The 24,395-nt window shown below is 67.6% G+C and carries 18 protein-coding genes; 9 read left to right on the top strand and 9 right to left on the bottom strand.

Going from position 1 to position 24,395, the window contains the following annotated elements; genetic code table 11:
- Positions 1-99 precede the first annotated feature (99 nt).
- The 3 genes from ACV22W_RS02080 to ACV22W_RS02070 form a co-directional block, all read right to left on the bottom strand.
- Entirely contained in the window at positions 100-858 is a 759-nt protein-coding gene (locus tag ACV22W_RS02080; protein WP_448017510.1) for a hypothetical protein, read from the bottom strand.
- Positions 859-933: 75 nt separating this feature from the next.
- A complete protein-coding gene (locus ACV22W_RS02075) occupies positions 934-1,362 on the bottom strand; it encodes a hypothetical protein (RefSeq protein ID WP_448018106.1) in 429 nt (142 codons plus the stop codon).
- A 655-nt stretch (positions 1,363-2,017) separates the two neighbouring features.
- The gene (locus ACV22W_RS02070) at positions 2,018-3,013 is read right to left on the bottom strand and encodes a LysR substrate-binding domain-containing protein (RefSeq protein WP_448017509.1); all 996 of its coding nucleotides are present in this window, start codon (positions 3,011-3,013) and stop codon (positions 2,018-2,020) included.
- Between the two features lie 753 nt (positions 3,014-3,766).
- On the opposite strand from ACV22W_RS02070, the gene ACV22W_RS02065 reads away from it, so the two are divergent.
- From ACV22W_RS02065 to ACV22W_RS02035, 7 genes are all read left to right on the top strand, one after another.
- The gene (locus ACV22W_RS02065; RefSeq protein WP_059450610.1) at positions 3,767-5,182 is read left to right on the top strand and encodes a circularly permuted type 2 ATP-grasp protein; all 1,416 of its coding nucleotides are present in this window, start codon (positions 3,767-3,769) and stop codon (positions 5,180-5,182) included.
- A gap of 64 nt (positions 5,183-5,246) precedes the next feature.
- On the top strand, positions 5,247-6,188 hold the full coding sequence (locus tag ACV22W_RS02060) for an alpha-E domain-containing protein (RefSeq protein WP_059524971.1): 942 nt from the start codon (positions 5,247-5,249) through the stop codon (positions 6,186-6,188).
- 8 nt (positions 6,189-6,196) lie between these two features.
- Positions 6,197-7,171 carry a transglutaminase family protein gene (locus ACV22W_RS02055; protein ID WP_448017508.1) on the top strand — a complete coding sequence of 325 codons (975 nt, stop codon included), beginning with the start codon at positions 6,197-6,199 and terminating at the stop codon, positions 7,169-7,171.
- A gap of 93 nt (positions 7,172-7,264) precedes the next feature.
- Positions 7,265-10,702 (top strand): transglutaminase family protein, encoded by a 3,438-nt coding sequence (locus ACV22W_RS02050; protein ID WP_448017507.1) that lies wholly within the window; start codon positions 7,265-7,267, stop codon positions 10,700-10,702.
- Between the two features lie 218 nt (positions 10,703-10,920).
- Positions 10,921-13,527, top strand: a complete 2,607-nt coding sequence (locus tag ACV22W_RS02045; protein WP_448018105.1) for a circularly permuted type 2 ATP-grasp protein — start codon at positions 10,921-10,923, stop codon at positions 13,525-13,527.
- Positions 13,521-14,570 (top strand): transglutaminase family protein, encoded by a 1,050-nt coding sequence (locus tag ACV22W_RS02040; protein ID WP_448017506.1) that lies wholly within the window; start codon positions 13,521-13,523, stop codon positions 14,568-14,570. The genes ACV22W_RS02045 and ACV22W_RS02040 overlap by 7 nt, the downstream gene beginning before the upstream one ends.
- A gap of 189 nt (positions 14,571-14,759) precedes the next feature.
- On the top strand, positions 14,760-15,032 hold the full coding sequence (locus ACV22W_RS02035; RefSeq protein ID WP_059525674.1) for a hypothetical protein: 273 nt from the start codon (positions 14,760-14,762) through the stop codon (positions 15,030-15,032).
- A 58-nt stretch (positions 15,033-15,090) separates the two neighbouring features.
- Here ACV22W_RS02035 and pip read toward each other — a convergent pair whose 3' ends face one another.
- A complete protein-coding gene (gene pip, locus ACV22W_RS02030; protein ID WP_448017505.1) occupies positions 15,091-16,023 on the bottom strand; it encodes a prolyl aminopeptidase in 933 nt (310 codons plus the stop codon).
- A 152-nt stretch (positions 16,024-16,175) separates the two neighbouring features.
- Positions 16,176-16,352 (bottom strand): hypothetical protein, encoded by a 177-nt coding sequence (locus tag ACV22W_RS02025; protein WP_448017504.1) that lies wholly within the window; start codon positions 16,350-16,352, stop codon positions 16,176-16,178.
- Between the two features lie 35 nt (positions 16,353-16,387).
- Between ACV22W_RS02025 and ACV22W_RS02020 the strand changes: the two genes are divergently transcribed.
- Both ACV22W_RS02020 and ACV22W_RS02015 read left to right on the top strand, forming a co-directional pair.
- Positions 16,388-17,539 carry an acyltransferase family protein gene (locus ACV22W_RS02020; protein ID WP_448017503.1) on the top strand — a complete coding sequence of 384 codons (1,152 nt, stop codon included), beginning with the start codon at positions 16,388-16,390 and terminating at the stop codon, positions 17,537-17,539.
- 392 nt (positions 17,540-17,931) lie between these two features.
- The gene (locus ACV22W_RS02015) at positions 17,932-19,524 is read left to right on the top strand and encodes an EAL domain-containing protein (protein ID WP_448017502.1); all 1,593 of its coding nucleotides are present in this window, start codon (positions 17,932-17,934) and stop codon (positions 19,522-19,524) included.
- 157 nt (positions 19,525-19,681) lie between these two features.
- On the opposite strand, the gene ACV22W_RS02010 is transcribed toward ACV22W_RS02015, so the two are convergent.
- Genes ACV22W_RS02010 through ACV22W_RS01995 form a run of 4 tightly spaced genes read right to left on the bottom strand, consistent with a single transcriptional unit; the run spans position 19,682 to position 24,376 of the window.
- Positions 19,682-20,746 carry a 2-aminoethylphosphonate aminotransferase gene (locus ACV22W_RS02010; RefSeq protein WP_448017501.1) on the bottom strand — a complete coding sequence of 355 codons (1,065 nt, stop codon included), beginning with the start codon at positions 20,744-20,746 and terminating at the stop codon, positions 19,682-19,684.
- Entirely contained in the window at positions 20,746-21,927 is a 1,182-nt protein-coding gene (gene aepY / locus ACV22W_RS02005) for a phosphonopyruvate decarboxylase (RefSeq protein WP_448017500.1), read from the bottom strand. Before aepY ends, ACV22W_RS02010 begins: the two co-directional genes overlap by 1 nt.
- Positions 21,924-23,612, bottom strand: coding sequence for a phosphoenolpyruvate mutase (gene aepX, locus ACV22W_RS02000; protein ID WP_448017499.1), 1,689 nt, complete (start codon positions 23,610-23,612; stop codon positions 21,924-21,926). The genes aepY and aepX overlap by 4 nt, the downstream gene beginning before the upstream one ends.
- On the bottom strand, positions 23,609-24,376 hold the full coding sequence (locus ACV22W_RS01995; RefSeq protein ID WP_124628750.1) for a phosphocholine cytidylyltransferase family protein: 768 nt from the start codon (positions 24,374-24,376) through the stop codon (positions 23,609-23,611). The genes aepX and ACV22W_RS01995 overlap by 4 nt, the downstream gene beginning before the upstream one ends.
- Between the last annotated feature and the right edge of the window lie 19 nt (positions 24,377-24,395).

Here is a 24,395-nt window from a genome sequence, read left to right as displayed (position 1 = left end):
CTCCTCACTCTGAAACGATCACATCGGTTGCACGCCCGACGACGCGCGTCGCCGGTCGTCGTGCTGCCGGGCAGTGAAGCCCGGCAGCATCCGGCCGCTTCACAGGCGGTTGCGGATCGCTTGTCCAAGCAGCGCGCGCGATTCGCTGTTTTTCGGGTCGATGGCGAGCGCGCGGCTCGCGTTCTGCTCCACGCAGTTCCATTCGTCGATCCGTGCACACCAGCGCGCCCGGGCCAGCGCGCGCGCGCCTTCCAGTTCGTCGCGCGTGACGCTGGTGGCCTCCATGTGCGCCGAGTTGGCGATATACGATTGCGGCTGCCGTCGCGGCGCGGGGTCGGTGGGTTTTTTCGTGCGCGCCAGCGTCTGCGAACGCGACGTTCGGTGCGTGTCACCGGGACGTGCCGCGCGACCGCCGGCCGATGCGGCGTGTGCGTTGGCCGCGAGCGCCGTGGGCGGCACATGCGCGGGGTGCGGGTGTTTCGCGGCGGCGCGGGCAGTCGGGCGTGGCGGCACGGCCGGCGCCGCCGTGGCCGACACGGCAGACGTTGCCGACGCATACTGCGTTCCCGATACGGAAGGCATAGCCGGCTCGGCCTGCGCGACGGTCGACGCCGCGCCGGAGGCGTCTGCCGTCGCGGCCGCGATGGCCTTGCGATACTTTCCGACGGCGCTGCCAATCATGCCGGCGATGTCGTGCGTCACGGTTGCATGGCCGATTCCCGCATCCCGCTCGACGTACGCGAAGCCACCGAAGATCGCGGCAAACGCAATGACGCTCAGTGCCGCATTCTTTCCGGGGCCCCAGGCGGGCTTTGGCTGACGGACGGGCGAGCCGTCCGGTCGTTCTGCACGAGTCATTCAATCCTCCTCGATTCGACGGACTGCAGTGCACGACGCGAGCACATGCCGTCGCCACGCAGATTCGCCCGACGTTCACCACCGCAACTGCGTGGTGAGTGCGCCTGTTTCGACGACCGCGAACTGGGTGGAGCCCTGATAGGTGCCTTCGACCCGGTAACTTGCATCGGGCACGCTGAACAGACAGCGCGGCCCCGTTGCCTTGAATTCGACGAGCACGCGGCCATGCCGTCGCAGCCGCACCTGCACGTTCGACAGCGGTTGCCCGCTCGCGCCTGATACGAACGACACGCCGAGGTTGTAAGGACGGCCGTCGGGGGGAAGCGGCGCCGTACCGTCGATGCGCGCGTCGCCGCAGATGTACGAAATCATGTATCGGCCGGCGCGGGCGTCGGCGTCCGAAGCAGGCGCCGGGGCCGGGGTTTGCGCCAGGGCATTGATGCAGAGTGCGGATACGACGATGCCGAGGAGCGGGCGAGCATGCTGTTCAAACGAGGAAGACATTGCAACCTCCATCCGAAATCGCTGGCAACGCATTTGTTCCGATTTGAAAACTAGCGACGTTCTTTTTGCGACATGCTATTGATACACGATGGGTTTTGAACAAACAATCGCGTGTGTCCAGAATGGAATATGCTTTAAATGTCTTATTTAAACAGGATTGGTACTCATTCGACGAAACAGATCAGCGCTGAACAATGGCGATATTTCCGGACATGAAATTTGCTCGCCGGTAGCGATGACCATTTAGCAAATTTCCGACGTAAGTGGTACCGAAGTTCATACCGAAAAATAACGACAGATAAAAGGAAGATTTGCTTCCCGGATCGATGTGCTACGTTGAATTTCGGAGCGAAGATCAGATAAATCGAAGGCGCTGGTATGACGTTTTTGATAGAAATGTCGTTACATGAAAATCGAAACTTTTGATTTGTTGTGTAACAGGGTATTTCCGTTTTTGGAGTCGATAATTCATTCCGATTCGCAAACGTTTGCCGGCATTGTGGAATTGACCGAGCGTGCGGAACGCATATTGAAAATGAGGCGGGTTTGAAAAATGCTTCGCGTTGGCGAATTTGGAATACCTGTTGGGGCGCCGCACGGAGTGCATTCCGCGCGGCGCCCCGGTGAGTCGGGCGATGAGGGACGGTGAAGGGCGTTACCGGCTGCCGCCGGCGCTGCGGCGCGCGATGCGCATGGCCGGCTCGATCGACTGCTCGGCCGCGCGCGTGTCGTCGGCCGCGACGCGCGGGCGATTCATGATGTAGGTCCACAACTGTTCGGCCGCCAGCCCGCGCTTGCGGGCCGATCGGTACAGGCGAATCTCGAGTTCGGTGATCCAGTCCGCCGAGCCCGCACGAACGAGCGAGCCATCCGCGAGTTCCTTAGCCACGCAGCTTTCGGGCAGCCAGCCGATGCCGTGCCCGGCCACGACCATTCCTTTCAACGCCTCGGACATGTGCGTCTCGAAGCATCGATGCAGCGCATATGATTCGGACGCATTCAGCAGCAGCATCTCGACGACGTTCCCGAGGAACGCGCCCGACGAATACGCGAGGAGCGGCAGCGGCGCGTCCGGCGTGCCCGGCAGTTCGAATACCGGCTTGCCGCGCGCGTCGGGCGTCGATACCGGCAGGATCCGCTCGACGCCAAGCGTGACGAACGGGAAATGGTTCGGATCCAGCACGATCGGCAGTTGCGGATGGTGATAGCCGAGCAGCAGGTCGCATTCACCTTCGACGAGTTGCTGCACGCCCTCGGGCACGTTCACCGCGTTCACGCGTGCGGTCACGTGGCCGACTTCGCCGTTCAACTGCTTGAGCCATTCGGGGAACAGCGTGAACACGAGCGTATGGGCGACCGCGAAGCGCACGACCTGGTCGCTTGCCGCGAACTGGTCATAGCCGTTCACGAGGTTGCGCGCCGCATACATGCTGCGCAGGATGTCCGCGGCCAGCCCTCGGAACATCTGCCCGGCCGGCGTCAGCGCGATCGGGTTGATGCTGCGGTCGACCAGTTTCGCGTCCATCCATGTTTCGAGTGCGGCGATTCGTCTGCTGAATGCCGACTGCGTGAGGTGCCGATGACGCGCGGCCCGGGAAAAACTCTTGGTATCCGCAAGGCTCAGGAAATCTTCCAGCCACTTTGCTTCCATGTTGATCTTCGCTTTTTATAGTCGGCGCCGGAACGCGGCGGCGCCGTTTCACTGAACCGGTTTGGTAGCGTACCGCGCCTCGCGCATCGGAGCCGATGTTTTTTTTCGATCGGTGTCAGTCGAAATATGCATGGGCGTTGTCGGCGGTATTACGGCTACATACGGTTGAGGTGCCGGACCCGGCTAACCGGTTAGTTCACCGCGTCGAACTACCCGACTCGCCGCAGACGGTACTTCCCCCCAGGGCCGGCCGCGCATCCGCGCGCGCCGGCTCGCCTTTCCGCTATTCCGCCCGGGCAACCGAAGGATGTGGCGCAATCCCCGTCGCGGTTCGCTGCGACGCGGCAAGACCGGGCGGGAAGGTGGCGAGGCGCGGGCGATCGCACGGCGGCGGGGGAAGCCGCGCCGGCACAGGCGCGGCACCGCTGCCGGCCGGCAGCGCGGTCATCGTGGAGGCGCGCCGGCACGGGGAAGGATTGGTGCAGTGCAGATTGCACAGTCGTGACACGCAGGGGAACTATGTTCGACAGGCGCGGTGCAGCAGAGGCCGTGTGCGGGCACGGCACGCCTCTGAAGCGTCCTGCGTCGTGCGCATCGCACCATCATGGTGCGGCGTGCCGCGGGGGCGTGCCGGCCGCGCGACAAAATGGGGGAACCTGAGGGGATATCGCAAGGCACGTTCCTTGCAAGGCAGTCAGTACGCCGGTCCGGCATGCGCAATGCCGGGGAAAACGATCGATGGAGAAAAGATCGATGAAGCCATTCGATGAAATGCTGCAATCCGGCGACATGGTGAGGGCGCCTTACGCGCGCCTCAAGCAGTGGCTCGACACGCAGAACCCCGCGAGCCTCGCCCAGAAGGCCCACGACGCGGAAGGCGTGTTCCGCAGGACGGGCATCACATTCGCCGTGTACGGCGACGCGCAGGCCGCCGAGCGGCTGATTCCGTTCGATATCGTGCCGCGGATCATCTCGGGCGCGGAATGGAGCCGGCTGTCGCTCGGCATCGAGCAGCGCGTGATGGCGCTCAACGCGTTCCTCGACGACATCTACCACCGCCAGGAGATCGTGCGCGCCGGCATCGTGCCGAAGCACCTGATCGCGCACAACGAGGCGTTCATCCCGGAGATGATCGATTTTCGGCCGCCCGGGAACGTTTACACGCACATCATCGGCGTCGACATCGTGCGCACCGGCGAGAACGAGTTCTACGTGCTGGAGGACAACGCGCGCACGCCGTCGGGCGTGTCGTACATGCTGGAAAACCGCGAGACGATGATGCAGCTCTTCCCCGAGCTGTTCCAGCAGGTCAAGGTGCGCCCGGTCGAGACCTATCCGCAGATGCTGCGGCAGTCGCTCGCGGCCGTGTGCCCGCCGGGCGGCAACGCCGACAATCCGACCATCGCCGTGCTCACGCCCGGCATCCACAATTCCGCGTACTACGAACATTCGTTCCTCGCCGACCAGATGGGCGTGCACCTCGTCGAGGGCAGCGACCTGCAGGTGGTCGACGGCCGCGTCGCGATGCGCACCACCGAAGGCTTCCGGCCGATCGACGTGCTGTACCGGCGGGTAGACGACGCGTTCCTCGATCCGCTCACGTTCCGCCCCGATTCGGTGCTCGGCGTGGCCGGGATCATGGACGTCTACCGCGCCGGCAACATCACGATCGCGAACGCGCCGGGCACCGGCATCGCCGACGACAAGGCGATCTACTCGTACATGCCGGAGATCGTCGAGTTCTACACGGGCCGCAAGGCGCTGCTGGAGAACGTGCCGACCTGGCGCTGCGGCGAGGCCGACAGCCTGAAATACGTGCTCGACCATCTCGACGAACTGGTCGTGAAGGAAGTGCACGGCTCCGGCGGCTACGGGATGCTGGTCGGTCCGTGCGCATCGAAGGCCGAACTCGAAGCGTTCGCCGCGAAGCTGCGCGCGCGTCCCGCGAACTACATTGCGCAACCCACGCTGGCGTTGTCCACGACGCCGATCCTGACCGAAGCCGGCCTCGCGCCGCGCCACGTCGACCTGCGGCCGTTCGTGCTGGTGTCGGACCGGATCCGCATCACGCCGGGCGGGCTCACGCGCGTCGCGCTGCAGGAGGGATCGCTCGTCGTCAACTCGAGCCAGGGCGGCGGCACCAAGGACACCTGGGTGCTGGCCGACTGAGCCGGGCACGACCGCGCGCGCCGCAGCCGGCGCGCGAACCGAACGAAGACGGAGTGGACACGAGATGCTTCTGGGACGAACTGCGAGCGGTCTCTACTGGATGTACCGCTATATCGAGCGCGCGGAGAACATCGCGCGCATCGTGGATGCCGGGCTGCGGATGGCGCTCACGCGCACGTCCGACGCGCCGGCCGAATGGTCGTCGGTGCTGGTCAGCTCGGGCGCGGACGACGGCTATCGTCAGAAGTACGACGCATATGCCGCCGATACCGTGACCGACTACCTGCTGCGCGACCGCGACAACCCGTCGAGCGTGCTGTCGTGCATCGAGAACGCGCGCTCGAACGCGCGGATGGTGCGCACGGCGCTCACCCGCGAGGCGTGGGAGAGCGTGAACGGCGCATGGCTCGCGCTGCGCCACGCGCTCGCGCAGCCGGTGCCGGAGAGCGGGCTGCCGGCGGTGCTCGACGAAGTGAAGCGTGAAACCGCGCTGATCCTCGGCAGCTTCTACAGCACGATGCTGCGCAACGAGATCTTCGATTTCGCGCAGATCGGCGCGTTCGTCGAGCGCGCCGACAACACCGCGCGGATTATCGACGTGAAATACCACCTGCTGCTGCCGTCGGTGTCGCACGTCGGCACGATTCTCGACAACTACCAGTGGGAGACGATCCTGCGCTGCGTGGCCGCGCACCGCTCGTATCGCTGGGTGTACGACGTGCAGTACAAGCCGATGAACATCGCCGATTACCTGATCCTGAACGGCCGCATGCCGCGTTCGCTGCGCTATTGCTACGGGCGCGTGGTGTCGAGCCTGAACATGCTCGCGAAGGATTACGGCGTGACACACCCGTGTCACGACACGGCCACGAAGATTCTGCAGATGCTGTCCGACACCTCGGTCGAGCGGATCTTCAAGAGCGGCCTGCACGAGTTCCTGACCGACTTCATCGGCCGCAACAACAGCCTCGGGATCGATATCGCCCAGGCCTACAACTTCGACTGAGACTTGCCATGCGACTCGCCATCCGACACATCTCGCGTTATCAGTTCGACGATCAAGCCACCCATGCGCTGCAACGGCTGCGGCTGCGCCCGCAATCGGGGCCCGGGCAGACGGTGCGCGCGTGGCAGGTCACGATCGAAGGCGTCGAGCCGGCGCTGTCCTACACGGACGGGCTCGGCAACCGGATCGACCTCGTGCGCCACGACCGCGGCGCGAAGAACGAGATCGTCGTGGTCGCGGCCGGCGTCGTCGAGACGCAGGACCGCGCCGGCATTCTCGGCAACCCCGAGGGCTATGCGCCGCCGTGGATCTTCGAGCGCGAGACCGCGCTCACGAAGGCCGGCGACACCGTGCGCGAACTCACGCAGGCGCTGCCGATCGAGCCGCATAGCCTCGACGCGCTGCACTGGCTGATGACGGAAGTGCATGGCCGCATCGCGTACGCGCCGAACCTGGCCGACGCGCCGGTCGATGCCGAAACCGCGCTGCAAAGCGGCGAGGGCACGAGCCGCGACCATGCGCATGCATTCATCGCGGCCGCGCGTGCGCTGAAGGTGCCCGCGCGCTATATCTCCGGCTACGTGCTCGCCGACAGCGCGATGCAGCGCATCGCCGACGCGAAGCAGAGCGCGGCGGACGACGAGGAAGAGGAGGCGCTCGCGCTGCAGAGCGGCGACGGCATGCAGCAGGCGCTCGGCGCATCGCACGCGGCGCAGTCGCAGGGCTTGCCGCAGGCGGCGCTCGGCGCGCAGCCGCAGGCCGCCGCGCTGATGCAGCAGCCGGCCGGTCATGCGTGGGCGGAGGCCTACGTCGAAGGGCTCGGCTGGGTCGGCTTCGATCCGTTCATGAACCGCTGCCCGGACGAGCGCTACGTGCGCATCGCCGTCGGCCTCGACGCTCGCGACGCGCAGCCGGTGACGGGGCTCGGCGCGAGCATCGTCGGCATCGAGATCAGCGTCGTGCAGTCGCCGGAACTGGTCTGACGCACCCCTTCGCCGAATCCGCCGTGCCGTGCCGCCGCAGCGACGGCGACGCGGCGCGCGCGGCCGGCCCAACCCGAACCGAGCGGCTCTCCCATGCCCATCCACGTCGCGCTGCATCACACCACCCGCTACCGCTACGACCGGCCCGTCAACCTCGGCCCGCAGATCGTGCGGCTGCGGCCCGCGCCGCACTGCCGGACGCCGATCGTCGCGTATTCGATGACGGTCGAGCCCGCGCAGCACTTCATCAACTGGCAGCAGGACCCGTTCTCGAACTATCTCGCGCGGCTCGTGTTTCCGGAACGCACCGAACACTTCGAGATCACGATCGACCTGGTTGCCGAGATGTCGGTGTACAACCCGTTCGACTTCTTTCTGGAAGCGAGCGCGGAGCAATATCCGTTCGACTATGACGATGCGCTGAAGACCGAACTCGCGCCGTACCTCGCGTGCGATCCGCAGACGAGCGCGGCGCCGCTGTTCCGCGCGTATCTCGACGGCGTCGACCGCACGCCGGCCGGCACCGTGAACTTCCTCGTCGCGCTGAACCAGCAGCTGCAGCACGACATCGGGTATCTCGTGCGGATGGAGCCGGGCGTGCAGACGCCCGAGCAGACGCTCGAGCTCGCGTCCGGGTCGTGCCGCGACAGCGCATGGCTGCTCGTGCAGCTGTGCCGGCACCTCGGCATCGCCGCGCGCTTCGTGTCCGGCTACCTGATCCAGCTCACGCCGGACATGAAGGCGCTCGACGGCCCGAGCGGCACGTCGGTCGATTTCACCGACCTGCACGCGTGGTGCGAAGTCTATCTGCCGGGCGCGGGCTGGATCGGCTTCGATCCGACCTCGGGCCTGCTCGCGGGCGAAGGGCACATTCCGCTCGCGTGCACGCCGCAGCCGACCAGCGCCGCGCCGGTCGAAGGGCTGATCGACGAATGCGAAGTCTCGTTCGAGCACGAGATGGCGGTGACGCGCGTGTACGAATCGCCGCGCGTGACGAAGCCGTATACCGAGTCGCAGTGGGACGCCGTGCGCACGCTCGGCGCGCAGGTGGACGGCGCGCTGACGGCCGGCGACGTGCGGCTCACCCAGGGCGGCGAGCCGACCTTCGTGTCGATCGACGATCGCGACGGTGCCGAGTGGAACACCGATGCGCTCGGCCCGACCAAGCGCGGCTATGCGACCGAACTCGTGCGGCGGCTGCGCGCCGAATACGGCGAAGGCGGTTTCCTGCATTTCGGGCAGGGCAAGTGGTATCCGGGTGAGCAGTTGCCGCGCTGGGCGCTGTCGATCTTCTGGCGCGCCGACGGCCAGCCCGTGTGGCACGATCCGTCGCTGTTCGCCGACGAGCGCGAGCCGTCCGCGTGCACGACCGACGACGCGAAGCGCTTCATCGATGCGCTGGCCGCGCGCCTCGGCCTGACCGACGAATTCGTGCGGCCCGGCTACGAGGACGTCTGGTACTACCTGTGGCGCGAGCGCAGGCTGCCCGTCAACGTCGATCCGTTCGATTCGCGCCTCGACGACGAGCTCGAACGCGCGCGGCTGCGCAAGGTGTTCGATCGGCAGCTCGACAGCGTGGTCGGCTACGTGCTGCCGATCAAGCGCGCGGACGACGAGCCGGGCCGGCCCGGCCTCGACGGCCCGCGCTGGCAGACGGGCCCGTGGTTCTTCCGCGACGAGCGGATGTACCTCGTGCCCGGCGATTCGCCGATGGGCTATCGGCTGCCGCTCGATTCGCTGCCGTGGGTCGCCGGCGCCGACTATCCGTACCTCGTCGAACGCGATCCGTTCGCGCCGCGCGACGCGCTGCCGGACGCGGCCGCGTTCCGTGCGCGTCACGCCGGCACGGCCGACGCGCCGCGCTACCTGGCCGGCGCGCATCGCGAAGCACCCGTGCAAACGGTCATGCAATGGCGCGGCGACGGCACGGCCGCCGGCGGGCGGCATGCGCATGGCACGCGGGACGCGCAGGACGCGCAGCGCCGCCCCGAGCGCTTCGAATCGGCCGCGTGGATCACGCGTACCGCGCTGTGCGCCGAAGTGCGCAACGGCATCCTGTATCTGTTCATGCCGCCGCTCGCCGCGCTCGAAGATTATCTCGACCTGCTCGCCGCGATCGAGCTGACCGCGCACGCGCTCGACGTGAAGCTCGTGCTCGAAGGCTATCCGCCGCCGCGCGACGCACGGCTCAAGCTGCTGCAGGTCACGCCCGATCCCGGTGTGATCGAGGTGAACGTCCATCCGGCTAAGAGCTTCGACGAACTCGTCGGCCAGACCGAATTCCTGTACGACGCTGCCTGGCAGTCGCGCCTGTCCAGCGAGAAGTTCATGGTCGACGGCCGGCACGTCGGCACGGGCGGCGGCAACCACTTCGTGCTCGGCGGCGCGACGCCGGCCGACAGCCCGTTCCTGCGCCGCCCGGACCTGCTCGCGAGCCTGATCGCTTACTGGCACAACCATCCGTCGCTGTCGTACCTGTTCTCGGGGCTGTTCATCGGTCCGACGAGCCAGGCGCCACGCGTCGACGAGGCGCGCAACGACCAGGTCTACGAGCTCGACATCGCATTCGCGGAAATCCAGCGCAACAAGCTGCTGTACGGGCAGGACATGCCGCCGTGGCTCGTCGACCGCGTGCTGCGCAACCTGCTGATCGACGTGACCGGCAACACGCACCGCAGCGAATTCTGCATCGACAAGCTGTATTCGCCCGATTCGCCGACCGGGCGGCTCGGCCTGCTCGAACTGCGCGCGTTCGAGATGCCGCCGCATGCGCGGATGAGCATCGTGCAGCAACTGCTGCTGCGCGCGCTGGTCGCGCGTTTCTGGGCCGCGCCGTACACGACGCCGCTCACGCGCTGGGGCACCGCGCTGCACGATCGCTTCATGCTGCCGGCGTTCCTGAAGATGGATTTCGACGACGTGCTGGCCGAGCTGCGCGACGCCGGTTTCGCGTTCGACGCGGCGTGGTTCGCGCCGCACTTCGAATTCCGCTTCCCGCTGTTCGGCCAGATCGCGGTGAACGGGATGCAGCTGTCGCTGCGCGGCGCGCTGGAGCCGTGGCATGTGATGGGCGAGGAGGGGGCGACCGGCGGCACGGTGCGCTACGTCGATTCGTCGGTCGAACGGCTCGAAGTGCGCGTGACCGGGCTGAACGACAACCGGCACGTCGTGACCGTCAACGGCCGCGCGTTGCCGCTGCAGCCGACCGGCACCGTCGGCGAATACGTCGCGGGCGTGCGCTACAAGGCATGGGCGCCGCCGTCGGCGCTGCATCCGACCATCGGCGTGCATGCGCCGCTCACGTTCGACATCGTCGATACGTGGCTGCAACGCTCGCTCGGCGGCTGCCGGTATCACGTCGCGCATCCGGGCGGGCGCAACTACGCGACGTTCCCGGTCAATGCGTACGAGGCCGAGAGCCGGCGGCTCGCGCGCTTCGTCGCGATGGGGCACACGCCGGGGCGGATGGACGTGTCGGCCGCCGCGCCGAGCCGCGAATTCCCGTTCACGCTCGATTTGCGACGGCCCTGATTCCCGGATGAAAGCACGGACGACGATGCGCGGTTCGCGACCTCCCGGCGCGCCGGCCGATGGCGGCCCCGCCGGAGTGCTAGGATGCGGGCAGAACGCGGCCGCCCGCCGTGCCCGGCCGCCGGTGCGGCGGCGCGCGGGTGCGTCCGCCCCCTGACGACGGAACGATATCGACCGTGCCGCCCATTCACCCCGACGATCTCGCCGACGCCGACGCGATGCCCACGCTCTTCGATACCGGCGCGCAGCCGGATGCCGCGGAACTGGCCGCCGCGCTCGCGGCGCCGGCCGCGGCCGGCCGCTACGACGAACTGCGCGGCAGCGCCGCCGGCCTCACCGCGCCGCTGCTCGCGCCCGCATGGCGCAGCTTCTTCACGTCGATCGGCAGCGACGGCGTGGCCGACCTCGACCGCCGCGCCGACGCGCTGCAGCGCCGCATGCGCGAGAACGGCCTGTTCTACCAGCTCCACGAACAACGCGCGGGCGACGGCGCGGCCGGCCCGTGGTCGCTCGACCTGCTGCCGCTGATCGTCACGCCCGAGGACTGGGTCGCGATCGAGCGCGGCGTGCTGCAACGCGTGCGGCTGCTCAACGCGACGATGGCCGACCTGTACGGGCCGCAGACGATCCTGCAGCGCGGGTTGCTGCCGCCCGCGCTCGTGACCGGGCATCCGGGCTACCTGCGCGCGATGCGCGGCGCACGCGTGCCGGGCGATACGTGGCTGCACGTCGTCGCGTTCGACCTCGCGCGCGGCCCCGACGGGCAATGGCGGATCGTCGCGCAGCACACGCAGGGCCCGTCCGGGCTCGGCTATCTGCTCGAGAACCGGCTGATCGTGTCGCGGCTCTTTCCGCGCGGCTTCCGCGGGCTGCGCGTGCAGCGGCTCGCGTCCGCGTACCGGTCGCTGCTGCAGAGCATGCAGGCGCTCAGCCCGGCCGCCAGGAATTCGCGGATCGTGCTGTTGACGCCGGGGCCGCACAGCGCGACGTACTTCGAGCATGCGTATCTCGCACGCTACCTCGGCCTCACGCTCGTCGAGGGCGGCGACCTGACCGCGCGCGACAACCACGTATTCCTGAAGACGCTGCGCGGGCTCGAGCCCGTGCACGGCATCCTGCGGCGCGTCGACGACGCGTGGCTCGATCCGCTCGAACTGCGGCCCGATTCGCTGCTCGGCGTGCCGGGGCTGCTGCAAGCCGTGCGCGCCGGCAACGTGCTGCTCGCGAATGCGCCGGGCTCCGGTTTTCTCGAATCGCCGGGCGTGCTCGGTTTCATGCCGCGCCTCGCGGAAGCGCTGCTCGGCGAAACGCTGACGCTGCCGGCGGTGCATTCGTGGTGGTGCGGCGAGGCAGCGGCATGCGACGACGCGCTGCCGCAGCTCGCGCGCTGCATCGTGAAGCCGGCGTATCCGCCCGACGCGCAGGCCGGCGGCGCGTTCGATCCGGTGGTCGGCGCGCGGCTCACGCCGGCGCAGCTGGCCGAATGGCGTGCGCGAATCCTGGCCCGGCCCGAGCATTACACGGTGCAGGCCGACCTGCCGCTGTCGCAGGCGCCGACCTGGCCGGGGCCCGACGCGCCCGACGGCTCCGGCGGCGCGCGCATCGTGCCGAAGCCGCTGCTGCTGCGTGTGTTCGCGCTCGCCGATGGCGCGCAACGCTGGCGGCTCCTGCCGGGCGGGCTGTCGCGGGTCGGCACGCGCGACACGCTGTTCAACGCGCCGATGCCGCGCGGCGGCAGCACCGTCGATACGTGGGTGATGACCGAAGGCATCGTCGATTCGACGACGCTGCTGCAGACCCGTCTCGGCCCCGACGATCTGGTCGAGCGCCCGCGCGCGATCGCGAGCCGCGCGGCCGAGAACCTGTTCTGGCTCGGCCGCTACACCGAGCGCGCGACCAACCTGATGCGTCTCGCGCGCGCCGCGCTGGAGCGGCTGCGCGGCGAGGACGACGTCGACAGTCCCGCGCATCTGGAATTGATCGACACGCTGTGCCGCGACACCGGGCTGATCGCGTCCGATGCGCCGAACGCCGTCGACGCGCCGCGCGCGTTCCAGCATGCGCTCGCGACATCGCTGACGCGTGGCGCGGACCGTACGTCGGGCATCGCATCGTGCCTGTTCGGGATGCGCGCGGCCGCCGCCGCGATCCGCGAGCGGCTGTCGAGCGATCAGTGGCGGCTGATCGACGACGCGACACAGCTGTTCGCCGACAGCGCCGATCATCCGGAGGCCGAGGAGCAGATCGGCAACGAGGCGCTGCAACTGCTCGAGCGGCTGGGGCTGCTGCTCGGCGCGATCACCGGCGCGCAGACCGACAACATGACGCGCGACGACGGCTGGCGACTGCTGTCGATCGGCCGGCAGATCGACCGGCTGGACTTCCTGTGCAGCGTGCTGAAGTTCGCGTTCGACGATGGCGCCGTGCACCGGCAGGACGGCTTCGAACTCGTGCTGGAACTGTTCGACAGCACGATCACGTTCCGCTCGCGGTTCCAGCGCGGTTTCGACGTCGCGCCGCTGCTGTCGCTCGTCGTGCTCGACACCGACAACCCGCGCTCGCTCGGCTGGGTCGTGCAGGCGTTGCGCGGCCGGCTGACGAAGGTCGAGCGCAGCGAGGGCTATGCGCTGTCCGAACTGGCCGAGACGATTCCGGACGTGCCCGCGTGGTCGCTGCACGAGCTGTGCGAAACGGGCGACGACGGCCGGCACGACAAGCTGCTCGATGCGCTCGACACGACCGTGAAGGCCGTGTGGGAGCTGTCGAACCGGATCGGCGAGCGCTATTTCAGTCACGTGCGCGAGGCGGGCAGGACGCTATGGTGACGACGAAACACGCGGCGAAGACGCCGCCCGCGGCCGGTGCCGGCAGCGCGAAGGAGGCGGCCACGCCAGCCGCACCCGCAACGCCGGCGGCCGTCGCGGCCGGCCGCGTGCTGCGCGTCACGCACGACACCGAATATCGCTACGCCGCCCGCGTCGAATCCGCCCAGCACCAGGCGCGGCTCCGACCGCTCGCGACGCCGCGCCAGCAGGTGCTGTCGTTCGCGCTCGACATCGAGCCCGCGCCGGAAGCGGTCGGCACCGAGATCGACGCGTTCGGCAACGCGCGCGCATCGTTCGCGCTGAACCAGCCTCACGATGCGCTGCTCGTGCGCAGCCGCAGCATGGTGCGCGTGAGCCCGCCCGTGTGGTCGCAGGGTGCACGCGGCGCGCCGCCGCCCGCGATCGCGCATCCCGACGCCGAACATGCGACGGCATGGGAAGCCGTGCGCGACCGCTTGCGGTTTCGTGCCGGACAGCCGTACGACGCGGCGAGCGAGTTCGTGTTCGCGTCGCCGCACGTGGCGTGCGATCCCGAACTGGCCGCGTATGCGGCCGCCAGCTTCACGCCGCGGCGGCCGCTCGTGCAGGCCGCGTGGGATCTGATGCGGCGGATTCACGCCGACTTCGCGTATACGCCGAACAGCACCGACATTACGACGACGGCGCTCGATGCGTTGCAATTGCGCAAGGGCGTCTGCCAGGATTTCGCGCACGTGATGATCGGCGCGCTGCGCTCGCTCGGGCTCGCCGCGCGCTACGTGAGCGGTTATCTGCTGACGCAGCCGCCGCCCGGGCAGCCGCGGCTGATCGGCGCGGACGCGTCGCATGCATGGGTCGACGTCTATGACCCGGCGTGGCCCGAAGACGGCGGCTGGCTGCAGCTCGATCCGACCAACGACCGCGCACCGGGCGACGACTACGTGATGCTGTCGATCGGCCGCGACTACGCGGACGTGACGCCGCTGCGCGGCGTGATCCGCGGCGGCGGCGCGGATCAGGAGCTGAAGGTCGGCGTGACGGTCGAGCCGCTCGATACGCCGTAAGTCACGCGGCGTGATCGCGCCGGCGCTGCGCGCGTCGGCCGTTTAAGTCTTCGTTAATTCTGCCCGCCTAGCATGGTGATGCCGACGAACGGACCGGACCCGGGTCCGGCGCCGGCGGCACGCACGGGTGCGTCGACGTCACGGCGCCGCGCCGTCGCGCGTGGCCATTTCATTGCAACGGCGGCAGACATGATCAAGAACTTCGACTACCCGCTCGGCAACGAGACGATCGCGCTCTGCGCGAGCTTCGGCGCGGGCCCCGCATTCCGTCGCGTGCTCGTAAGCCGCGCGGATTCGATGGAGACGCTCGTGGTGCTCGATGCGCGCGGCCTGTCGGGCCTGCTGAAGGTCGCGACCGAGCAGCCGGAAGGATTGCTGGACGATGCGATCCGCAAGGTCGGCGACGAACAGCTCGTCGAGCGCGCCATCAGCGGCCGGACGATCGTCGAAGCCGCGCTTTGAGCGGGCGGCGCGTGCAGGCCGGCATTGTCGGCTGCAACGCGCCGCCGGGTGTTGCAGCTTACGCGGCGAACCGGTCCGTCGCGGCGAGCAGTGCCTTCAGGATGCCCGGTTCGTTGTACGCATGTCCGGCATCCGGCACGATCTCGAACGTCGCGTCGGGCCATGCCTTCGCGAGGTCCCACGCGGTGCGCGCGGGCGTCGCGATGTCGTAGCGGCCTTGCACGATCACGCCCGGAATGCCGGCGAGGCGATGCGCGTCGCGCAGCAACTGGCCTTCGTCGACGAAACCGCGGTTCACGAAGTAGTGGTTTTCGATTCGCGCGAACGCGAGCGCGTAGTGACCGTCCGCGAAGTGCGCGGCCAGCGCCGGATCCGGCAGCAGCGTGATCGTGCGGCCTTCCCAGATGCTCCATGCGCGCGCGGCTTCGAGCTTCGCGGCTTCGTCGTCGCCCGTCAGCCGGCGATGGTACGCGGCCATCAGGTCGCCGCGCTCGGCTTCCGGGATCGGCGCGAGGAATTCCTCCCACAGGTCCGGGAACAGCCACGACGCGCCTTCCTGGTAGTACCACAGCAACTCCGCGCGGCGCATCGTGAAGATGCCGCGCACGACGAGCGCGCTCACGCGCCGCGGGTGCGTTTCCGCGTAGGCGAGGCCGAGCGCGCTGCCCCACGAGCCGCCGAACACCAGCCATTGTTCCGCGCCCACCATCTCGCGCAGCCGCTCGATGTCGGCCACCAAATCCCCGGTCGTGTTGTTGTCGAGGCTCGCGTGCGGCGTCGAGCGCCCGCAGCCGCGCTGGTCGAACAGCAGGATGTCGTAGCGCTCGGGATCGAACAGGCGGCGGTGGTCGGGGCTGCAGCCTGCGCCCGGGCCGCCGTGCAGGAATACCGCTGGCTTGCCGGACGGATTGCCGCAGCGCTCCCAGTAAATGCGGTGGCCGTCGCCGGTGTCGAGGTGGCCGTGGGCGTAGGGTTCGATCGGTGGGTACACAGGCAGGCTCCGGGTGAGGGTCGGCAGGAGGGCGGACGAGGCACCGGCCGGTGTGCGATCGGAATACCGCGGCGCCGGTATCGCGGATATTGCGGCGCCGCAAAATTCGTTGTGTCGGCATCGGACCGGCCGCCGCCGGACGAGGCTCATCATTATGCCCATTCATTCCGCCCGCCGTGCGCCGGCCGACACCGGGCGGCACCGGGCGCGCGGCCCGGCATTCCGGCCGACAGGCGCACCGAAATTTTTTGAAGCAATTTCGTTCCGATATTTTTCAGACAAAATCCCGGCGACATATCGGCGAGCCGGTCGCGGGCGCCGGCCTTCATACCGTTCCTCCACCGTGCCAACGGGAAACGAGCCGATGAACCATCGCGTCAAGCAGCTGACCGGGTTGCGCGCCGTCGCGGTCACGATGGTCGTCGTCGGCCATGCGGAGCACGTGCTGCCGGGCGGCTACACGGGCTGGTTCGCGCCGCTGCGGCTGATCGCCGACGGCCGACTCGGCGTGCTGATCTTCTTCGTCCTCAGCGGCTTCCTCATCACCAACGTGCTGCGCGCGGAATTCGCGCGCACGGGCGGAATCGCGCTGACGTCGTTCTACGTACGCCGCGCGTTGCGGATCTGGCCGGCCTGCTACGTGTATCTCGCGACCGTCGGCGTGCTCGCCTTCGTCGGCTGGCTCGACGTCGATCGCCGTCAGTGGCTGTATGCGGCGCTGCACCTGTGGAATTACTCGGCGTGGTTCGGGCTGACCGGCGACAACACGCTGCATCCGGCCGGCGCGTGGTATCTCGGCCATTTCTGGTCGCTCGCGCTCGAGGAGCAGTTCTATTGGTTCTGGCCGCTGCTGTTCGCGTACGGTGCCCGCCGTCGCGGCACGCGCTGGCTGGCCGCGCTGATCCTGGTCGTGCCGCTGGTGCGCGCGCTCACGTATTTCGTCGCGCCCGCGCTGCGCGGGCAACTCGGGATGATGCTGCATACGGGTGTCGATCCGATCCTCATCGGCTGTTACGCGGCGCTCAACCGCGAACGGCTCGAAGCATGGATCCGCTCGTGGCGCGGCGAGACGCGCATCGTGACGGCGCTCGTCGTCATCGTGCTGTTCGGGATGCCCGTTGCCGAGCATCGGCTCGGCGGCTTCTGGAATGCAACCTACGGCGTGACGCTCGAGGCCGCGCTGATCGCGATCGTGATCGTCGTGCTGAATTTCCGCAGCGAGTTCTGGTGCGCTCGGTGGCTGCGCGCCGCGCCGGTCGTGTTCGTCGGCACGATCTCGTTCAGCCTGTATCTATGGCAGCAGCCGTTCGCGAATCCTGAGCTGGCGGTTCCGCACGCGTTCCCGCTCGGGATTGTTTGGGCGCTGCTGGCCGCGACGGCGAGCTATTTCCTCGTCGAGAAGCCGTTCCTGCGGTTGAAGGATCGCTATGCCGCGCGCGAGGCGCGACGCATGCGCGACGATGCGCTGCGGATGCCGGTGCCGACCGATGCGATCGGGCCGAAGGTGGTGGAGTAGGCGGGCGTGACGGGCCCCGCCTGCCTACCAAGCTGAAACGCTTCAGCGTCTCGGGAAAATGCAGGACGGGCCGGGCCGATTCCGTCGGACTTGCCGTCGCGACGCGAAATGGGGACGTTGCGAATTTCACGGAAACGCGAGGCAGACCGTCGCTGTTCGGCTACGAACCGCCATTCGACCTCACGTCCGCCGCGGTCATTCGACGTGTTCCGGCATCCGCTTGCAAGCATCTGCCGGACTCCGGCGTCGCCTGAACGCTAGCGACTCATTTATCCATTTGAATAAAATCGGACAAGATTCTATTGTTCGGTTGATATGCGGTAACGCTCTGACGATATAGCCTCTGCCTGACCGGCTTTGCGACCGTGGTGACAATCGATCGGAGCTGATGGATGATCAAACGGCTTACGCTTGTATCTGCCTCGATCGTATTGGGCTGCGTTGCGACCATCGCCCCCGTGCTGACGAGCATTTACGTTGCCGACGAGGACGTCGAGCGACGGGATCAGAACGATCTGCGCGACTTCGCAGCCAAGGCGCTCTTGCGCGCTGAGTTGGTCACGTATCAGGCCGTTACTGCCCTTGCGGACCTGGAGCGTGTTCCGGGGGCATCCTGTTCCGCCGCCAACCTGTCGCACGCGGCGCGCGTGATTTTCAATTACGGCTATGTGCAGGATGCGGGCACCCACGCTGACGGACAATATCTCTGCTCGCCCTTGATGGGCGATGTGCGCGCGCTGCATTTGACGCTGCCGCCGGCCGATTGGCGCAGTGCGGACGGATATTCGGTATGGTTCAGGCGCAAGAGCCCGCTGAGCGACGTGCGCGAGGACATCCAGTTGGCTCGCAACGGCCATTACGTCCTGATCGATCCAAAGTCATACGTCGATCTGATCGATCCGGCGAGGCGCCCGATCGCGGCGGTCAATACCGACACCGGCACGCTGTTCGCGCTCTCCTATGGCGCCGACAAGGATGAAATGCTCAACGCATGGAAGCTCGGCGGCAAGCTCGAGAACGACCGATGGTATTACGCGGTCGCGAAGTCCGCGACCGGCCCGCTCGCGATGGTCGTCAAATCGCCGAAGAGCAGTCTTGTCGGCGACTGGCCGAAACTGCTTGCGACGTGGCTTTCCATCGGCGTTGCGCTGGGCGCTGCGATCGGATGGCTGGCGTTCAAACGCGTGTCGCGCCAGCTCTCCTTTCCGGCAACCCTCGAATGGGCGATCAGTCGCAAGAAGATACAAGTCGTCTACCAGCCGATCGTCAAACTTGTAGACGGCCGTTGCGCCGGGGTCGAGGCGCTCGTCAGATGGGAATTGAACGGGCGACCCGTGTCGCCGGAGATCTTCGTGGCGGTTGCCGAGGAAAATCATCTGATCCAGCCGTTGACCGATCTCGTGCTCGACAAGATCATTGCCGACATGGCGCCTCTGCTGCGCACACACCCGGCATTTTATGTGTCGATCAACGTGAGCAGCGACGATTTACGAAGCGATCGGTTCCTCAAGGTTCTCGCGCGCATGCTCGACGGCACCGGCATTGACCCGTCCCAGATACGGATCGAAGCCACCGAGCGCAGCTTCATGAATGCGGATGAAACCCGCGACGTCATCGCGGCATTCAGGGCGGCCGGACACCCCGTCTATATCGACGATTTCGGCACGGGCTATTCGAGCCTTTCCTACCTGCAGACTTTCCAGGTCGATATTCTCAAGATCGACAAGTCGTTCATCGACACGGTCGCAAGGGACACTGCATCGAGCATTGTCGCACCGCACATCATCTCGATGGCTCACGAGCTGGGTCTGGAAGTCGTCGCCGAGGGTGTCGAATCGGACACACAGGTCGAATATCTTCGAGGCAAGGGCGTGCAGTACGGACAAGGCTGGTACTTCGCGAAGGCCATGCCTGTCGTAGAGCTGATGGCATGGTTGCTGGCGCGCGAAACGTCGCAGGAGACCGCCAGGTTGACGGCGGCGTAGCATTCGATGGCATCCGTCGTTTGTTTCGCTGCGCGCGGCGGCGCGTCCGGTGGCTGCGGAACGGCCACGCGCGGACGTCGATAAGCGATACGCGTGAAAATCCGCGAGGAACAAAAAAGGCCCTCGCGGGCCTTGGGTTGGAGAGCGAGGCCGACGCTTAACGCGTCAGCGCCGTGAACTCCTCCAGCAGTCGATCGACGTCGGCCGCACCAATCGCGCCCATCGTCGAGATGCGGAACAGTTCCTTCGACAACCCGCCTTGCCCCGCATAGATCACGAAGCCGCGCGCCTTCAGGCCGTCGTGCAGCGTCTCGTACGTGACGCCCTGCGGCAGCCGGTACGCGCGCAGCACGACCGACGATGCGCCTTCGGGCAGCACGAGCGGCATCCCGCGCGCGGCGAGCCCGGCTTGCGCCTGATCCGCGAGCGCCTTGTAGTGCGCATGGCGCGCACGCCAGCCACCGGCTTCGTCGAACTCGCGCAGCGCCTCGACGAGTGCGTAATACGCGTGCACGGACGGCGTGAACGGTGTATTACGCTGGTCCTGAAGCTTCGCGAGACGGCCGAGATCGAGGTAATACGTGCGGCTCGCGGCCTTGGCGAGCGCGCTGCGGCGCACGATCACGAACGCGGCACCCGGCACGCCGTGCAGGCACTTGTTCGCGGTCGCGGCGACCGCGTCGATCGCGCCGCCGGCGAAGTCGATCGCTTCCGCGCCGAAGCTGCTGACACCGTCGACGAGCATTTTCACGCCGCGCGCGCGGCACACGTCGGCGATCGCGCCGAGGTCGTTCAGCCGGCCGGTCGTCGTTTCGTGATGAATCACCGCGACGTGCGAATAACCGCCCGCGTCGAGTCGCGCGGCGATCTGCGCGAGATCGGGCGCCTGCATCCATTCGTGCTTCAGCACGTCGTGCGCGATGCCGTACTGCGTTGCGATCTGCGTGATGCGCTCGCCGTACACGCCGTTTTCGATCACGAGCAGCTTGCCGTCCTGCGGCACGAGCGCCGCGATCATGCTTTCGACGGCGGCGGTGCCCGAGCCTGTCATCAGCACGGCGGCCCATTCGGCCGGATCGAGTTCGTACGCGGCGACGAGGCGCGCACGCGCTTCATCCTGCAAATCGAAGAATTCGCTTTCGCGATGGCACAGATCGGGTTGCAGCAGGCTGCGGCGCACGCGTTCGGTCAGCGTTACCGGGCCGGGATTCAGCAGCAGCATCAATGAGCTCCTTCGGCATGGGCTTCAGCCTGCGCGGCGCCGATATGCCGCATCAGGCGGGTCTTCACCTCGACCGGCGTGACGGTCGGGCGGGGCAGGCCGTCGGGCACGCCCGTGCGGATCGCCACGCGCACGAACTGCGCACCGTCGGCTTGCGTCGCGAGCGTCGCATCGAGCACGTCGAGCGTGTCGCCTTCGACGGCCGATGCGTAGCCGCACGCGGCCGCGATGCCCGCGAACGACACATGCCGCGACACGGTTGCCTGACCGCCGGTCGATTCGTGCGCGCCGTTGTCGAGCAGCACGTGCGTGAGGTTGGACGGACCGTAGGTGCCGAGTGTCGCGAACACGCCCATGCGCATCAGCGCGGCGCCGTCGCCGTCGACGGCCACCACGCGCAGGTCGGGGCGCGCGAGCGCGAGACCCAGCGCGAGCGGCGTCACGCAGCCCATCGAGCCGACCATGTACAACTGGTTCGGGCGGTCGTCGATGGCATAGAGCTCGCGGCCGCAGAAGCCGGTCGACGCGAGCACGACGGTCGAATCGACCGGCGTGTGCGCGATCACGCGCTGCAGCGCGTCGTGGCGGGTCGGCCACGCGGCGGGCGCTTCGGCGCGTGCCGCCGACTGCGCGGCGACGTGCGCGCGCGGCGCCGCCGCCGGGTTCGCCTTCAGGTCATACGGCGCGACGCTGCCTTTCTGCATCACGAGCGCGTACGGGCGGCCCGTCGCGTCCATGTGCGCGATCGCGCGGTCGAGTGCCGGGCCGACCTGTTCGGGGTCGGTCGGGAACGTCTCCCACGGGATCTCCATCGTGTCGAGCATCGCCGGCGTGATCGGCCCCATCAGCGCATGCTGCGGCTCGTCGGCCACGCCCGGCTGGCCGCGCCACGTGACGATCAGCAACTGCGGCAGCCGGAACGTCCAGGTCAGCGACGTGAGCGGGCTCACCGCGTTGCCGAGCCCCGAGTTCTGCATCATCGCGATCCCGCGCTTGCCGCCGAGCGTGGCGCCGGCGATCAGCGCGACCGCGTCGCCTTCGTTCGCGGCCGACAGGTAATGCAGCGTCGGGTCCTGCAGCACGTAGTTGATGAACGGCGTCAGGTACGAGCAGGGTACGCCCGCGTACCAGTCGAAGCCGCGTTCCCGCGCGGCCTCGACGAACTGGGCCGCTTCGATCATTGCGCGCTCCCGTTGCCGGCACCCGGCTCCGACAGCGGCGTCTGGCCGTGCGCGAAGTCGCCCGCGCGGCGGAAGTCTTCGAGATCGTTGACGCCGCGCCAGTGGCCGTGCACGTACTGCACCTCGATCTTCTCGCCGGCGGCGATCAGTTCGTTGAGCAGGGACGGGATGTCGAGCGTGTCGAAATCGGGGCGCGCCTGCAGCGTCGCGAGCATCGCCTTCAGACGATCGACGCCTGCGCCGCGCACGTTCAGCAGGCCGATCCAGCGGCCGTGCGGCGTGCCGGCGGCGGCGACGTCGCTCGATACACGTTGCAGATACGTCTTCTGGCCGAACAGGCCGCGATCGTCCGCCGCCGAGCAGAGCGCGAAGTCGCGCACGCTCTGGTTGGTCTCAGTGAGCGACGAATCGACGACGACGCTGAACTCGGCCTCGCTCTCCGCCAGGTCGCGCAGGATGTAGCTGCGGAACAGCAGGTCGCCGTACGAGATCACGGTGTCGCCGGTCAGGCGTTCGGCCGCGCATGCGAGCGACGTGAGTTCGCCCGTCTGCGCATGGCGCTCGTTGACGACGAGCTTGATGCCCGACGTGTCGATCGCGTCGGCGCGATAGCCGCCGACCACGGTGATGTCGTTCACGCCATGCTTCTTGAAGCCGTCGACGAGCCAGCGCAGGAGCGGCTTGCCGGCGACAGGCAGCATGACCTTGGGCTTGTCTTCGGTGACGGCCTCGAGCCCCTTGCCGCGGCTCGCGGCGAGCACGATCGCGGCGTTCGACGCGCGCGACGACGACGACAGGTAGATGCGCTCGGCCGCCGAGTATTCGTCGGCGTCCTGCAGGCGGAAGATTTCGTTGACCGACGCGACGCGGTCCTCGACGTTGATCAGCGTCTGGTTTTCGTGGATCTCGCGTGCGACGGACTGCATCGCCGATGCCGACGCACGGATCAGGTGGTTCGCCCAGATCACGGTGCTGATGCCGGCCTGGCGGAACACGTCGGTCGGCGTGCTGTAGTACTTGGTCGGCACGATCACGAGCGGCGCGCGACCGCTCCATTCGCGCGCGAACTGCAGGATCTCGTCCGGGCGCGACAGCTTGCTGTGAATCAGGATCGCGTCGGCGCCGGCTTCCGCATACGCGTTCGCGCGGCGCAGCGCCTCGTCCATCCCCCAGCCCGCGATCAGCGCCTCGACGCGCGCGACGATCGAGAAGTCGGGATCGCTCTGCGAATCCTTGCCGGCCTTGATCTTGCCGCAGAACTCGTCGATCTCGGCGAGCGGCTGACGCTCGCCGTCGATGAAGCTGTTCGTCTTCGGGAACTGCTTGTCCTCGATGCACACGCCGGCGATGCCTCGCTGCTCGAGCTTCTTCACGAGGCGGCGCACGTTGTTGAAGTTGCCGTAGCCGGTGTCGCCGTCGAGCAGGATCGGCAGGTCGCTCGCATCGGCCATGAATTCGAGCACGTCGACGACCTGCGTCCAGCTCGCTTCGTTGTTGTCGCGCACGCCGAACTGCGCGGAGATCGCGAGGCCCGATGCCCAGATGCCCTTGAAGCCGGCTTCGCGCACGATCCGTGCCGACAGGCCGTTGTGCGCTTCCATCAGGAATTCGAGGTCGCTGCTGACGAGCATGCGGCGCAGGCGTGCGCTGCGCGATTCGGAGAAGTTGGGTTCGCGTGCGTTCATCGTGCGGCTCCTGCGGTCGTGCGTTGAATCAGGGGAAGAATTTCTTGCGTGGCGCGTGCGACGTCGTTCGGGAAGTCGATCTCGATCCACGGCGAGCCCGTGACGTCGGCGACGTCGAACGAATGGCCGCCTTCGAGCAGCAGGTCGCGCACGGCTTCCTCGTGCGGCATGTTCGCGCGGCCGCTGTCGACGTAGCCCGCGACGATCGTCGCGAGGCGGCGCGCGGTGCCTTCGGTGAAGCGGAAGAAGCCGACCGACTCGCCGATCGTGTCGTATTCGAGGTCGACCGCGAGCTGCTTGCGCAGCTCGACCGGCACGCCGTTCTTCAGGCACAGCTTGACGGGTTCGTCGCCGGCCTCGAAGTCGCGATCGATCAGCAGGCGGTCCACCGACTTGTCCGGATCGGCGACCAGCGCGTGCAGGATGTTCTCGTCGTACAGCACGTCCGCGTCCATCAGCAGCACGTCACCGCCGCGCGTCATCGCATCGGCGACGGTGTGCACGGTCAGCACGCTGCCGAGGTCGTAGCGCTCGTTCAGCACGATCTCGGCGCTGCGGCCGAGGCGCTCGAGTTCCTGCTCGACCTTGCCGGACTGGAAGCCGAGCCCGAGCACGATTTCATCGACGCCGGCGGCATCGAGCACGCGCAGATGGCGCTCGAGCAGCGACACGTCGTCGAAGCGCAGCAGGCACTTCGGGAATTGCGCCTCGGGCGGTTGTTGCAGGCGCAAGCCGAGGCCTGCCGCAAGAATGATGGCTCGCATGGGTTCTCCAACCAAAAAG

It is taken from the genome of Burkholderia sp. AW49-1, assembly GCF_053427845.1.
This window is presented reverse-complemented; position numbering and strand designations above follow the sequence as displayed.

Bases quoted from the DNA above. Each gene is read 5' to 3' on its own strand.
- ACV22W_RS02055 (WP_448017508.1), top strand. From the start codon at position 6,197: ATGCGACTCGCCATCCGACACATCTCGCGTTATCAGTTCGACGATCAA.
- ACV22W_RS02010 (WP_448017501.1), bottom strand. From the start codon at position 20,746: ATGCTGCTGCTGAATCCCGGCCCGGTAACGCTGACCGAACGCGTGCGC.
- ACV22W_RS02075 (WP_448018106.1), bottom strand. From the start codon at position 1,362: ATGTCTTCCTCGTTTGAACAGCATGCTCGCCCGCTCCTCGGCATCGTC.
- ACV22W_RS02080 (WP_448017510.1), bottom strand. From the start codon at position 858: ATGACTCGTGCAGAACGACCGGACGGCTCGCCCGTCCGTCAGCCAAAG.
- ACV22W_RS01995 (WP_124628750.1), bottom strand. From the start codon at position 24,376: ATGCGAGCCATCATTCTTGCGGCAGGCCTCGGCTTGCGCCTGCAACAA.
- aepX (WP_448017499.1), bottom strand. From the start codon at position 23,612: ATGAACGCACGCGAACCCAACTTCTCCGAATCGCGCAGCGCACGCCTG.
- ACV22W_RS02015 (WP_448017502.1), top strand. From the start codon at position 17,932: ATGATCAAACGGCTTACGCTTGTATCTGCCTCGATCGTATTGGGCTGC.
- ACV22W_RS02065 (WP_059450610.1), top strand. From the start codon at position 3,767: ATGAAGCCATTCGATGAAATGCTGCAATCCGGCGACATGGTGAGGGCG.
- ACV22W_RS02040 (WP_448017506.1), top strand. From the start codon at position 13,521: ATGGTGACGACGAAACACGCGGCGAAGACGCCGCCCGCGGCCGGTGCC.
- ACV22W_RS02060 (WP_059524971.1), top strand. From the start codon at position 5,247: ATGCTTCTGGGACGAACTGCGAGCGGTCTCTACTGGATGTACCGCTAT.
- ACV22W_RS02050 (WP_448017507.1), top strand. From the start codon at position 7,265: ATGCCCATCCACGTCGCGCTGCATCACACCACCCGCTACCGCTACGAC.
- aepY (WP_448017500.1), bottom strand. From the start codon at position 21,927: ATGATCGAAGCGGCCCAGTTCGTCGAGGCCGCGCGGGAACGCGGCTTC.
- ACV22W_RS02035 (WP_059525674.1), top strand. From the start codon at position 14,760: ATGATCAAGAACTTCGACTACCCGCTCGGCAACGAGACGATCGCGCTC.
- ACV22W_RS02020 (WP_448017503.1), top strand. From the start codon at position 16,388: ATGAACCATCGCGTCAAGCAGCTGACCGGGTTGCGCGCCGTCGCGGTC.
- ACV22W_RS02045 (WP_448018105.1), top strand. From the start codon at position 10,921: ATGCCCACGCTCTTCGATACCGGCGCGCAGCCGGATGCCGCGGAACTG.
- ACV22W_RS02025 (WP_448017504.1), bottom strand. From the start codon at position 16,352: ATGAAGGCCGGCGCCCGCGACCGGCTCGCCGATATGTCGCCGGGATTT.
- ACV22W_RS02070 (WP_448017509.1), bottom strand. From the start codon at position 3,013: ATGGAAGCAAAGTGGCTGGAAGATTTCCTGAGCCTTGCGGATACCAAG.